Origin of the sequence: Streptomyces sp. NPDC005899 (assembly GCF_040629645.1) — a bacterium.
Lineage (GTDB): Bacteria > Actinomycetota > Actinomycetes > Streptomycetales > Streptomycetaceae > Streptomyces.
Genome location: NZ_JBEXWB010000220.1, coordinates 1 through 10,847, shown reverse-complemented (window position 1 = coordinate 10,847; position 10,847 = coordinate 1). Strand labels below are relative to the sequence as shown.

General features: G+C 71.5%; 16 protein-coding genes. 5 read left to right on the top strand and 11 right to left on the bottom strand.

The annotated features are described in order from the left end of the window. Window positions 1-87: 87 nt before the first annotated feature. Genes ABZ371_RS22175 through ABZ371_RS22130 form a run of 10 tightly spaced genes read right to left on the bottom strand, consistent with a single transcriptional unit; the run spans window position 88 to window position 5,629 of the window. Window positions 88-366 carry a gas vesicle protein K gene (locus ABZ371_RS22175; RefSeq protein WP_358682408.1) on the bottom strand — a complete coding sequence of 93 codons (279 nt, stop codon included), beginning with the start codon at window positions 364-366 and terminating at the stop codon, window positions 88-90. Further along, window positions 363-590, bottom strand: coding sequence for a gas vesicle protein (locus ABZ371_RS22170; RefSeq protein ID WP_358682405.1), 228 nt, complete (start codon window positions 588-590; stop codon window positions 363-365). The genes ABZ371_RS22175 and ABZ371_RS22170 overlap by 4 nt, the downstream gene beginning before the upstream one ends. A gap of 3 nt (window positions 591-593) precedes the next feature. Then, window positions 594-1,409 (bottom strand): GvpL/GvpF family gas vesicle protein, encoded by an 816-nt coding sequence (locus ABZ371_RS22165; protein ID WP_358682403.1) that lies wholly within the window; start codon window positions 1,407-1,409, stop codon window positions 594-596. 19 nt (window positions 1,410-1,428) lie between these two features. After that, on the bottom strand, window positions 1,429-1,764 hold the full coding sequence (locus ABZ371_RS22160; protein ID WP_358682400.1) for a gas vesicle protein: 336 nt from the start codon (window positions 1,762-1,764) through the stop codon (window positions 1,429-1,431). Beyond that, entirely contained in the window at window positions 1,761-2,945 is a 1,185-nt protein-coding gene (locus ABZ371_RS22155; RefSeq protein WP_358682397.1) for an SRPBCC family protein, read from the bottom strand. The genes ABZ371_RS22160 and ABZ371_RS22155 overlap by 4 nt, the downstream gene beginning before the upstream one ends. Before the next feature lie 6 nt (window positions 2,946-2,951). Continuing rightward, complete coding sequence (locus ABZ371_RS22150; RefSeq protein WP_358682394.1) at window positions 2,952-3,803, bottom strand: histone protein; 852 nt, start codon at window positions 3,801-3,803, stop codon at window positions 2,952-2,954. A gap of 7 nt (window positions 3,804-3,810) precedes the next feature. Continuing rightward, the gene (locus tag ABZ371_RS22145) at window positions 3,811-4,065 is read right to left on the bottom strand and encodes a gas vesicle protein GvpG (RefSeq protein ID WP_358682391.1); all 255 of its coding nucleotides are present in this window, start codon (window positions 4,063-4,065) and stop codon (window positions 3,811-3,813) included. A gap of 1 nt (window position 4,066) precedes the next feature. Then, window positions 4,067-4,813, bottom strand: a complete 747-nt coding sequence (locus tag ABZ371_RS22140) for a GvpL/GvpF family gas vesicle protein (RefSeq protein WP_358682388.1) — start codon at window positions 4,811-4,813, stop codon at window positions 4,067-4,069. A 3-nt stretch (window positions 4,814-4,816) separates the two neighbouring features. After that, the gene (gvpJ, locus tag ABZ371_RS22135; RefSeq protein WP_358682385.1) at window positions 4,817-5,275 is read right to left on the bottom strand and encodes a gas vesicle protein GvpJ; all 459 of its coding nucleotides are present in this window, start codon (window positions 5,273-5,275) and stop codon (window positions 4,817-4,819) included. A 33-nt stretch (window positions 5,276-5,308) separates the two neighbouring features. After that, a complete protein-coding gene (locus ABZ371_RS22130) occupies window positions 5,309-5,629 on the bottom strand; it encodes a gas vesicle protein (RefSeq protein WP_358682382.1) in 321 nt (106 codons plus the stop codon). Between the two features lie 127 nt (window positions 5,630-5,756). Between ABZ371_RS22130 and ABZ371_RS22125 the strand changes: the two genes are divergently transcribed. Beyond that, window positions 5,757-6,200 carry a hypothetical protein gene (locus ABZ371_RS22125; RefSeq protein ID WP_358682380.1) on the top strand — a complete coding sequence of 148 codons (444 nt, stop codon included), beginning with the start codon at window positions 5,757-5,759 and terminating at the stop codon, window positions 6,198-6,200. A gap of 2 nt (window positions 6,201-6,202) precedes the next feature. Next, the gene (locus tag ABZ371_RS22120; RefSeq protein WP_358682377.1) at window positions 6,203-7,222 is read left to right on the top strand and encodes a PHP domain-containing protein; all 1,020 of its coding nucleotides are present in this window, start codon (window positions 6,203-6,205) and stop codon (window positions 7,220-7,222) included. 12 nt (window positions 7,223-7,234) lie between these two features. Here the strand turns inward: ABZ371_RS22120 and ABZ371_RS22115 are convergent, their stop codons facing one another. Beyond that, window positions 7,235-8,590: a GAF domain-containing SpoIIE family protein phosphatase gene (locus ABZ371_RS22115; RefSeq protein ID WP_358682374.1), complete on the bottom strand. Its 1,356-nt coding sequence runs from the start codon at window positions 8,588-8,590 to the stop codon at window positions 7,235-7,237. Window positions 8,591-8,791: 201 nt separating this feature from the next. On the opposite strand from ABZ371_RS22115, the gene ABZ371_RS22110 reads away from it, so the two are divergent. The 3 genes from ABZ371_RS22110 (at window position 8,792) to ABZ371_RS22100 (ending at window position 10,783) form a co-directional block, all read left to right on the top strand. Beyond that, window positions 8,792-9,754 carry an iron-containing redox enzyme family protein gene (locus ABZ371_RS22110; RefSeq protein ID WP_358682371.1) on the top strand — a complete coding sequence of 321 codons (963 nt, stop codon included), beginning with the start codon at window positions 8,792-8,794 and terminating at the stop codon, window positions 9,752-9,754. Between the two features lie 122 nt (window positions 9,755-9,876). Then, entirely contained in the window at window positions 9,877-10,563 is a 687-nt protein-coding gene (locus ABZ371_RS22105) for a HemK2/MTQ2 family protein methyltransferase (RefSeq protein ID WP_358682368.1), read from the top strand. Continuing rightward, entirely contained in the window at window positions 10,547-10,783 is a 237-nt protein-coding gene (locus ABZ371_RS22100) for a CDGSH iron-sulfur domain-containing protein (RefSeq protein ID WP_358682365.1), read from the top strand. Before ABZ371_RS22105 ends, ABZ371_RS22100 begins: the two co-directional genes overlap by 17 nt. Window positions 10,784-10,847 lie beyond the last annotated feature (64 nt).

Sequence of the window (10,847 nt, the reverse complement as noted above, 5' to 3'; positions counted from 1 at the left end):
TGGCGGGGTGTGTGTCGCCCCCCCGGCGGCCCCCCCCCGCGCCCGCCCCCCCCCCGCGGGGCGCGGGCGCACCGTCGCGTCCGGCCCTCAGTCGCGCGGCAGCAGGCTTCCCAGGGGCCCGAGGTCCAGATTGAGGTCCTCGGGACGCACCCCGTGCTGCTCGCACAGTTCCGCCATGCGTTCGTCGAGCAGCATGAGTGTCGTGCCGATCTCTTCGACCTGCCGGTCGGTCAGATCCCCCTGGTCGACGCGGCGGATGGCCTGGCGCTCCATCAACTGACGGAGGAGTTCCACCACCGTCAGGACCAACGCTACGAGATCATGACCGAGCTGGTCGGAGTCGATGTCCAGTCGCGGGGTCGTCACAGCGGTCCTCCGTCCGCCCACGGTGCCGGCACGCGTTCGTTGACCGAGGAGAGCAGGGCGTGCAGCGAGAGCCGGACGAGTGGGACGTCGGCGATCGCGATCACGAGGTCTCCACTGATCACCACCCCCGTCGCCAGTACCCGGTCCAGCAGATCGACGAGCGGCACGCCGATGGGTCCGGTCAGGGGCTCGGGACTGTCCCAGGGCACCACGTCGTGCGACACGGGTTACACCTCCCCGATGAAGGAGTACGGGACCCAGGGCCCTGAGAGTTCGATCTCGGCACCCGTGGTGTCCCGCAGTTCGCCGGCGAGCCGGTCGAGCTCGTGCGCCCGGTGCCCGGCCACCAGATAGGTGGCGTTGAGGACCTGCGGCCGAGCTCCACCCGTCAGCTCGGGACCGTGCAACCGCAGCCTGCGCACCGCCGCGGCCACGCCCCGGAAGGCGGTGTCCACCGTCTCGGCGACGCGGAGGGACTCCTCGTGGCATCGCTCGCGCCGGGCGTTCGCCCCGCGCTTCCGTTCCAGGTACGCGAGGCCGGCGCCGGGAGCCGGACGGGGTCGGCCGGCCGGGGCCACCCGTCCCAGGGGCGCAGGGCGGGGTTCCTCCGGGGGAGGCGCCGACGCGTAGACCTTGACGCCCCACTCGGAGTGGCCCGCGGTACGTTCCAGCGCGGCCCGGAACCGCCCGTTCTCGGCGACGAGTGCCTGGCGGGCCCGTGCCTCCCCCCGGTAGAGGGTGGCGAGCGGCAGGGGGACGGTCGGGCACGTGGCGGCGGCCGCCGACACGACGTGGTGATGGGCGCGCGCGTACCGTTCGAGTTCACCTCGGTCGGACATGCGGGCCTGCCACGCCTCGTCGGTGAAGTCCGCGGCGGGCACGGTCTGCACGATGGCGGTCAGGTCACCGCACGGCAGCGTCCGCAGCGGCGCTCCCACCGCGAAGCCCGGCACATCCGTGAGGCGTGCCGGGTCCGGGGAGTCGCAGACGGCGAAGACGTACAGGGCGGCGGCATCCGATGCGTCGGGGCCCGACTCCGTCATGTGGCTCGGTTCTCCTTGCTCATCGTTCGGTCTGCTTCTCTTCTCCCGTGGACTCGAGCGCCTCGATGCGCGCGCGCAGTTCACGGTTCTCGTCCTGCAGTGCGTCGCGCGCGGCGCGCGAGCTCAGTGCCGGGTCCGTCTCCCACCAGTCGATGCCCGCCTTCTTCGCCGTGTCCACGGAGGCCACGAACAGCCGGAGCCGGATGGTGAGCAGCTCGATGTCGAGCAGGTCGATCTTGATGTCCCCCGCGATGACGATGCCCTTGTCGAGAACCCGTTCGAGGATGTCCGCGAGGTTGGTGTTGGGGGGGCCGGGAACCGGGTAGGCCTCCCGGCCGTAGTCGAGGTCGGTCACCTCCGCCTCCGTCCGCGCCGGGGCGCCGGGGCCTCGTCCTCGTCCTCCTCTTCGGGCGCCTCCTCGTCGTCCTCTTCCTCGTCGCCCTCTTCCTCGTCGCCCTCTTCCTCGTCCTCGTAGTCCTCGTCGCCCTCTTCCTCGTCCTCGTAGTCCTCGTCGCCCTCTTCCTCGTCCTCTTCCTCGTCCTCGTAGTCCTCGTCGCCCTCTTCCTCGTCGTCGGGCTCCTCGTCGTCCTCCTCGTATTCGTCCTCGTCCTCTTCGCCTTCGCCGGGCTCCTCCTCGTCCCCCTCGGACTCCTCGTCCTCGTGATCCGAGTCGCCCTCGTCGCCCTCCTCGTCCTGGTTCCGCGCTTCCTCCTCCTCGATCGCGTCTTCGTGCGACACGACGACTTCCCCGTCTCGGATCTCACCGCGCCAGCTCTCGGGCTCCTCGTCGGTGAGCGTGACGAACCGCTGGAAGTGCTTGAAGTCCAGTCGCATGCGGCGGCCCTGGACGCGCCACAGGTTGCCGGTCTTCTCGAAGAAGCCGGACGGGTAGTACTCCACCACCAGGACGATCCGGGTCAGGCTCGGCGCCAGCTCATGGAAGCTGACGACCCCACGGGTGGAGCCCTTGGCCCCTTCGGAGGTCCACACGATGCGGTCGTCAGGCACCTGTTCCTGGACCGTCGCCTTGAAGCTGCGCGAGGACGGGCCGATCTTCACCTTCCAGTCGCTCGTCATCTCGTCGCTCTTCGAGACGTCGTGCACGCCCTTGGCGAAGCTGCTGAACTTGTCGTACTGCGTCCAGTGGTCGTAAGCGGTACGCAGGGGCACTCCCACGTCGAGGACCTCGATGATGTTCATCGATTTCCCGCCGCTGGACTTGCGCTTGCCCTTTCCTCCTCCGCCGCCGAACGCGCTTTTCGCCTTGTCGACGACGTTGTCCTTCACGTTCTTGGCCTTTCCCGCCACCATCGCCTTCACGGGGGAGTCACCCTGGAGAATGCGGGAACCGATATCCGGCAACGATCCACCGTTGTCGGCGATGTCCGAGAGCTGCCCCGTGACACCCGACAGTTTGTCCCCGGCTTTCTCCGCGAACCTCTCCGCCTGGGCACCGAGATAGTTGGTGAGCTCCCCGCGGAGGCGGTCCATTCCCGATTCCTGCGGCTCGGGCCCGTCCCTGTCCGTCCTGGCCATGGCTGCCTACCTCTGCCGTGCGCCGCGCCGGGACGCGGAGCGCTTCGATGACGTCGTCTTCTTGGCTGCCGCCTTCTTCGCCGGAGTCGCCTTCTTGGCGGGCGCTGCCTTCTTGGCGGGCGCCTTCCGTGCCGCGTTCTTCTTGGCCGGTGCTGATTTCTTGGCCGCGGCCTTCTTCGCCGGAGCGGGCTTCTTGGCTGCGGCCTTCTTCGCCGGAGCCGCCTTCTTGGCCGGAGCCGCCTTCTTCGCCGGCGCTTTCCTGCCCGGGGCCGTCTTCCTGGCGGGGCCCTGTCGGGCAGGAGCCTTCTTCGCCGCCGGCTTCTTCCCGGCCGCGGGCCTGGTCTCTTCCTCTTCCCCGTCCCCGTCCTCTTCGTCGTCCTCGTCGTCCTCCTCGTCCTCCTCTTCCTCCTCCGGCTCCTCGTCGTCCTCCTCCGGTTCTTCCTCGTCCTCCGGTTCGCCCTCGCCCTCCTCGTAGTCCTCGTCCTCGTCCGCCTCGTCCTCTTCGTACTCCCCCTCGTGCTCGTCGTCCTCGTCCTCGCCACCGCGCCCGCCCAGGCGCGCCGTGCGGTCGCTGAGGACATCGGCCAGGGAGCTCATGCCCCGGTCCGCAGCCGCGGTGAGGGCCTTCCGGCCGGAGTCGAGGACCTCGCCCTTCAACTGGTCCTGCAGCTCCGCGAACTGCGGCATCTCACCCAGTCTGCGCAGGCCTTCGGCGGCGAGCTGACGGGGTTCGAGGCCGAACCGCCTGCCCGCGAGGTAGGTCGCGACGGACAGGGCCACCCGGCCCTTCTTCGTACGGCCGAGTACGTAACCGCCCACCAGAGCGGCCGCGAGTGTCACCTTCGTCTGGTCTTCCATGAGTGAGTCACCTTCGATGGTTCGGCGCGGGGCGGACCCGTCCGGCGTGCAGCCGGTCGAGCAGCTCCTCCTCTTCCCGTTCGAACTCCTCCAGGCTGATGTCGCCGTCTTCGAGTTCCTGGTTGAGCGCGGCCAACTGCGCCCGGATCACGTGCGGATCGTGCAACTCCCGGTCGGCCGCCTGGTCCACCTTCTCCGCCACCCAGATGACGCCGCGCACCGGCGCGAGGGGCAGCAGGAGCAGACCGCTGAACAGCCCCATGTCAGACACCCGCCGCCTTCCGCACAGGCCGGGCGGCCACGAAGCTGTAGCAGGGCAGCGGTCCGGCCACGCGGAGTTCCACGTGGTCGCGGTGGGCGTCGGCGAACCGCTGCGCCGCCGCCCGGAAGTCGTCGCTGACCGCCCGGTCGACGAGGAACGACACGTTGAGGGCGCACCCGTGGACCTCGGGCCCGGTGGCCACCGCGCGCGCCATGGGGGTGAGCGTGCGCAGGACCTTCCTCCCCGCCTCGGCCGCCCTGCGTGACAGGGCGGTGGCGACCGCCTCGCCGAGCCGTACGCTGGCCTCGTACCCGGGTCGCCGCCGCAGCTCCTCACGCAGTCGCCGTACCGTCTTCTCCTGGGCGACGACCGCGGCGAGGGCGTCCTGGGCCGGGAGGGCCTTCAGGTTGATCTCCACGCCCCGGGAGAGGTGCCGCAGGGTGGCGAGGTGGTCGGCCCGGGCCCCGGCCAGCTGCGTCCGCACCGTGTCCTCGTCCGGGGCGACCATCCCGAAGCGCATGGGCAGGACCGGACCTCGGTCCGTGAGACGCAGGAGCAGGTCCTGGTGGGCCATGAGGTCGCGCCGCCTCGCCCGGAGCTGGGACGGCGCGTCACTCACGACGGCCGTCACCGGACCCTGGACGACCAGCCTCAGCACCGCCGGAGGGGTGCCCACACCGGCCGCGTCCGGGGGGAGCGCCTCCCCCGTCGGGATGATCGCGTAGACGTACACTCCGCTCGCCGCCACGGTTCAGGCCTCCACACGGCGGCGTTTGGACGCCCCGGCACGTGCGGGGGCCCGGCGCTTCCTCGGCCGCTCGCGCGGCTCCTCCTCCTGCTCGTCGTACTCGTCCTCGCCGCCTCCCACCGCCTTGCGCACGGTGTCGCCGACCGTGCCGGCGGCCTTGCGCACCTTGCGCTTGCCGATCGACTTGGCGGCGCGTCCCCCGAGCAGTTCGGGGATGGTGGTGCTGCCCGAGTCCCGTTCCAGGTCGAGCCGGTTGCACGCCTCGGCGAAGCGCAGGTAGGTGTCCACACTCGCGACGACGATGCGCGCGTCTATCTTGAGGATCTCGATGCCGACCAGCGACACCCTGATGAACACGTCGATGACCATGCCTCGGTCGAGGATCAGTTCGAGGACGTCGTAGAGGGTGCCGGCCCGCGGCGGGCAGGGTGCGACTTCGTCGGCGTACGTGGTCGTGGTCATGGAGCGTCCTTCCGGGTGAGGGGAGACAACGGGTCACTCGTCGGCGGCACCCCGCCGGTAACGGCGGACCCTGCTGTACTCCAGGAGGTCGCCCCGGTCGTCGAGCCGCACCTCGTAGGAGGCGAGCAGACTCGTGGTGTCCGGGATGCGGGGCACTTCGAGTACGTCCACGACGACGCACCATCCGTCGTCGTCCCGCCGCACGGCCGACACGCCTTCCGCCGGGTGGCAGATCAGGCGTTCGAGACTTTCGCAGGCGGTGCGGGCGGCGTGCTCGGGGCCTCGAGCGGACGCGGTGCGCGACGTCGCCGTCTTCGTGGACCGCTCCGCATGTGCGCGACGATTCTCTGCCATGTGATCCAGTCTGGTCACTATCGCCGAAGCCGCATCCGGAGCCGTCCGGCCCCGCGCGGGAAGGCCCGCGCACCCCTTCGGCGTTGCGGCGGGACTGCGGGGGTGGGCGCCGGGCAGAGTCGTGGGTATGAGCGGACATGGTGGCGTGAGCGCACGCGATGACGAGCACGAGCGCCCGCCCGGGGTCACAGACACCACGGTCGAGGCGCTCGGGGCCCTGTCCGAGGCGCTGGAGACGGTGGAACGGGCGAGAGGCATGCTGTACGCCTTCCACCAGCTGACCGGGGGCGCGGACCTCACTCTGGACAAGGCGGTCGAGCTGCTGCGGTCGGCCGGCCACGCGGAGCAGGCCGATCTGGTGGAGCGCGAGATCCTCGGGAGGAACGTCATTCCGGGGCGTTGGACCTTTCAGGTGGTCGAGGCGTACGACGACACCTACTACCGGCCGTTCGTCGAGGTCGAGGAGCAGGTCCGCCAGGCACTGGTGGGAGGGCGCCGGCACCTGTACGAGGCGGAGATGAAGCAGGCCCGTCGTACGCACGGGCACCCGCACCACACCGAACGGCCCTGACCGTGGAGCCGGTCGCGGCACTGCGCCGGATCGCCTTCCTGCTGGAGCGTTCGCAGGCGGCGACGTACCGGGTCAAGGCGTTCCGGACGGCCGCCGAGGCGGTCGCGGCCCTGGACGCGGACGAGCTGACGGACCGGGTGGCGCACGGATCACTGGAGACCGTGCGCGGCATCGGGCCGAAGACGGCCCAGGTGGTCCGGGAGTCGCTGTCCGGGGGCACTCCCCGCTACCTCGAACGGCTGGAGGAGGAGGCGTCGCATCCCCTGGCCACGGGAGGTGAGTCACTGCGCGCGGCGCTGCGCGGTGACTGCCATCTGCATTCGGACTGGTCGGACGGTGGCAGCGGCATCGAGGAGATGGGCCGTACGGCCGCGGAGCTGGGCCACGAGTGGGCCGTGCTGACGGACCACTCCCCCCGGCTGACCGTCGCCAACGGCCTGTCGCCCGAACGACTCCGGCGGCAGTTGGAGGTCGTCGCGGAACTCAACGAACGCTGGGCTCCGTTCCGGCTGCTCACCGGCATCGAGTGCGACATCCTGGACGACGGCTCGCTGGACCAGGAGCCCGAGCTGCTCGAGCGCCTCGACCTGGTCGTCGTGTCCGTGCACTCGAAGCTGCGCATGGACGCGAAGGCCATGACGGCGAGGATGGTCGCGGCGGTGCGCAACCCGCACGCGGACGTCCTCGGTCACTGCACCGGCCGCCTCCTGTCCGGACGCACCAGGCCGCAGTCGGCGTTCGACGCCGGTGAGGTGTTCGCCGCGTGCGCGGAGGCGGGGACGGCGGTGGAGATCAACTGCCGGCCGGAACGGCTCGACCCGCCCCGCGATCTGCTCGGGCGGGCGGTGGAGGCGGGGGTCCTCTTCTCGATCGACACCGACGCGCACGCCCCGGGCCAGCTGGACTGGCAGGCGTACGGATGTGCGCGGGCGAAGGAGTGCGGGGTACCCGCGGACCGGGTCGTCACCACCTGGACGGAGCAACGGCTGCTGGACTGGACGGGGCACGAGGGCCGCCGGTAGACGGGACGGTCCTCATTCGGCCTTCGCCGTGAGGGGGCCGGCGTGCGGGCCGGCGACGCGCACGGCGATGAGGGCGACGTCGTCGTCACCGGCCGCGAGGCCGGCAAGCAGTTCGTCGCAGAACGTCTCCAGGGGCTCGCGGGACAGTGCGGAGGCCTGGCGTCGCAGGCGGGCCAGCCCACGGTCCAGGACCTCGTCACGGCGTTCGACGAGGCCGTCGGTGTACAGCAGCACGGTCGAACTCGCCGGAAGCACGTCCGTGGCGTCCGGGCGGTGTTCGCCGGGGTCCACGCCCAGCATCATGCTCCGGCCGCCCTCCAGGAACCGGGTCTCCCCCTCCCGGGTCACCAGCAGTGGTGGCGGATGCCCCGCCACGGCGTAGTGCAGTTGCCAGGGGTCGGGGGCCGCGAGCTTCTCGACCAGGGCGTAGATGCAGGTGAGTGTCTGGTGCGGGTAGAGGATGCCGGTGGCGGCGTCCAGCCGGGCCAGGATCTTTCCGGGCGGCTCCTTCCGGTCGCAGGCGATCCCCCGGAGCATGTTGCGCATCTGGCTCATGGTGACGGCGGCGCGCAGGTCGTGGCCCGCCACGTCTCCGATGATCAGCGCCGTCGCGCCCTCGGGCAGCACGAACGCGTCGTACCAGTCGCCACCGACCTGCGCCGTGGCCACGGCCGACTGGTACCGGGCGGCGATCCGGAGGGGCCCCTCGGCCGGCAGGTCGGGCAGCAGCGAGCGCTGAAGCCGCTCGGCGGTGTGCTGTGCCTCGTGGTGGAGGCGTGAGTTGTCGACGGCCAGAGCGACCCGGTGGGCTAGGTCCTCCACCAGGGCGAGGACGTCCTCGTCGAGCGCGGCCTGCCGGGTGGCGCGGACGAGGGTGATGACGCCCAGGGTGTGGCGCCGCACCCGCAGCGGGGCCAGCACCGCGGTCTTCGCGGTCAGCAGGTCGAAGATCTCCAGTTCGCGGGCGTGCAGATGGTCGGTGGCCTCGCGCGGGGGGAGGAAATCCGTCAGGAGCACGGCGGCAGTGCCGTGCAGGGCCCGTGCCGTCGCGGCGGCGGACCCGGCGGTCGGGGGGAGCACGCCCTCGAAGCGCCCGGTCGGCGTCCGGTCGGCGGCGTGGTGCTCGACGGCGACGCGGCGCAGCCGTCCGTCCGGGTCCAGCAGGTCGACGGCGCACCAGTCGGCGAGCCCGGGGACGAGTGTGCGGCACAGTCGGCGGATCCCGGCTTCCTCGTCCAGGGTGCTGCCCAGCGCCTCGGCGGCGTTGATCAGGACGGTCAGCCGGTCCAGGGCGTGCTGGACCTCGGCGTCGACCTCGAAGTCGGCCTCCGCGGGACCGCCGCCCCGGTCGCTCCGGTCTGCGCACATGTGGGCTCCTCGCGCCGGAGTACCCGGGTGCCGGGCGGCACGCCGCGCCCGCCTGTGTCGATTGTCCGCCAGGCCCGGCTGCCCGGCAGCCCGGGCGGGGTACGGCCGGGGCGTGCACGAGGGGCTCCGATCGGGGCTCCGGCGTAGAGTCGATGAGGATCACCGGTGTGACTTCGCCGTTTCCCGGGGCAGGAGGCATCCATGTTCGATCAACGCACTGGACCTTCCCTGCCGCGGGCCCGTGGGGCGCTCTCCGCGGGTGTGGTCCGATATCTGCGCGGCGAGGGCGCGCTGCCCGATCCCGGAGCCGCCCTGGACGCCGATCCGTACGGCGATGACCTGCAGTTGGCCCTGTACGTCTGCTACGAGCTGCACTACCGGGGGTACGCCGGTGTCCGGCCGGAGCTCGAGTGGGACCCGGCACTGCTCGCGGTGCGCGGCCCGCTCGAGGAGCGGTTCCTGACGGCCCTGCGGCGCGACGCCACGGGGAGTGCCGACCTGGACGAGGTGGTGGACGGGCTGCTGGTGGAGCCGGTCCGCGGGACCGGTCCCTCGTGGTTCCTGCAGGAGAAGGGCGAGTTGCGGCATCTGCGTGAGTACGCCGTACAGCGTTCCCTGTACCACCTCAAGGAGGCCGACCCCCACGCCTGGGTGCTCCCCCGGCTGCGGGGCCGTGCGAAGGCCGGGATGGCGGCGATCGAGTACGACGAGTTCGGAGCGGGGCGCGCCGACCGCGTCCACGCGCAGCTGTTCGCCGATCTCATGACGGATCTCGGCCTCGACACCACGTACGGCCGCTATCTGGACGAGGGCCACGCGGAGATGCTGGCGCTCGTGAACCAGATGTCCCTGTTCGGGCTGCACCGGAGGCTGCGCGGCGCGCTCGTCGGGCACTTCGCCGCCGTGGAGATCACGTCGTCCCCCGCCTCACGCCGGCTGGCCCATGCCATGGAGCGTGCGGGAGCCGGCCGCGCCGCGGAGTTCTTCTACACGGAGCACGTCGAGGCGGACGCCGTTCACGAGCAGGTGGTCCGCCGCGAGGTGATCGGCGGGCTGCTGGAGGACGAACCGGACCTGGCAGCCGACGTCGCCTTCGGGATCACCTCCACCTCCTGGCTGGAGGACCGGCTCGGAGACCGTCTTCTGACGCGATGGCAGGACTGAGCAGGAACGCCCCGCTCGCTCGGGGGCCCTTTCGAGCGACGTCACAGGTGGTGGCCGGGCCGGGCCCGGCGCAGTCTTCGAGACAGACGGTGTTCGCACCCGTTTTCGCAAGGGAGTCGCAGATGTCCGCAGAAACGACCGAGGACGCCCGTCCCGCTCGCCGTGTCGTGACCCTTCCCGGCGTCTACGCGCCGCAGCACGACACGCGCCTTCTCATGGCCGCCCTGGACAAGGAGCGGGTCGGCCCGGGCACCGACGTGCTGGACCTCGGCACGGGCAGCGGCGCCCTGGCTCTGCACGCGGCTCAGCGGGGCGCCCGGGTGACCGCCGTCGACATCTCGTGGCGGGCCGTACTGACCGCCCGTCTGAACGCGCGGCTGCACCGCCGGCGCGTCACCGTGCAGCGGAGCGACCTCCTGTCGTCGCTGCCCGGGCGCTCCTACGACGTGGTGATCTGCAATCCGCCCTACGTGCCGTCCCCGCTGGGCCGGCTCCCCGCGCACGGCGCCGCCCGGGCCTGGGACGCCGGACGGGACGGGCGCGCGATCCTCGATCGTCTGTGCGACGCGGCTCCGGCGGCGTTGCGCCCGGGCGGCCGTCTGCTGATCGTGCACTCGGGTCTGTGCAACAGCGACGTGACCCTGCGGCGCCTGTCCGACGCGGGACTGCGTGCGGACGTCGTCGAGCGTGCGTTCGTACCGCTGGGGCCCGTGCTGCGGTCGCGGCTGCACTGGCTGAGGGACAGGGGTCTGCTGAAGGCGGGCGACATGCTGGAGGAGCTGGTGGTCATCCGTGCCGAACACCCCTGAACGCCCCCGCCGGATCTCCCTCGACGACCAGGGTCCGATGCTCGTCGAGGGGCCCGTGGAGGTCACCTGCGCGGACGGCAGCGTGGCGGTCTCCGACCGGTTCCTCGTGGCCCTCTGCACGTGCCGTCGCAGCCGGACGTACCCCTGGTGCGACACCAGCCACCGTCGTCGCGTCAAGCGCGAGGAGGGCACGGAGACCGGGGACGGCCAGGCCTCCTGACACTCGTATCCTCACACCCGCCACGGCGAAGCGCGGAGACCGGGAAGCCCCGGTCTCCGCGATG

What these genes read in the sequence shown, in the direction of transcription:
- ABZ371_RS22165 (WP_358682403.1), bottom strand. Translation starts at nt 1,409, where the DNA reads ATGACGGAGTCGGGCCCCGACGCATCGGATGCCGCCGCCCTGTACGTC.
- ABZ371_RS22155 (WP_358682397.1), bottom strand. Translation starts at nt 2,945, where the DNA reads ATGGCCAGGACGGACAGGGACGGGCCCGAGCCGCAGGAATCGGGAATG.
- ABZ371_RS22150 (WP_358682394.1), bottom strand. Translation starts at nt 3,803, where the DNA reads ATGGAAGACCAGACGAAGGTGACACTCGCGGCCGCTCTGGTGGGCGGT.
- ABZ371_RS22145 (WP_358682391.1), bottom strand. Translation starts at nt 4,065, where the DNA reads ATGGGGCTGTTCAGCGGTCTGCTCCTGCTGCCCCTCGCGCCGGTGCGC.
- gvpJ (WP_358682385.1), bottom strand. Translation starts at nt 5,275, where the DNA reads ATGACCACGACCACGTACGCCGACGAAGTCGCACCCTGCCCGCCGCGG.
- ABZ371_RS22130 (WP_358682382.1), bottom strand. Translation starts at nt 5,629, where the DNA reads ATGGCAGAGAATCGTCGCGCACATGCGGAGCGGTCCACGAAGACGGCG.
- ABZ371_RS22125 (WP_358682380.1), top strand. Translation starts at nt 5,757, where the DNA reads ATGAGCGGACATGGTGGCGTGAGCGCACGCGATGACGAGCACGAGCGC.
- ABZ371_RS22115 (WP_358682374.1), bottom strand. Translation starts at nt 8,590, where the DNA reads ATGTGCGCAGACCGGAGCGACCGGGGCGGCGGTCCCGCGGAGGCCGAC.
- ABZ371_RS22110 (WP_358682371.1), top strand. Translation starts at nt 8,792, where the DNA reads ATGTTCGATCAACGCACTGGACCTTCCCTGCCGCGGGCCCGTGGGGCG.
- ABZ371_RS22105 (WP_358682368.1), top strand. Translation starts at nt 9,877, where the DNA reads ATGTCCGCAGAAACGACCGAGGACGCCCGTCCCGCTCGCCGTGTCGTG.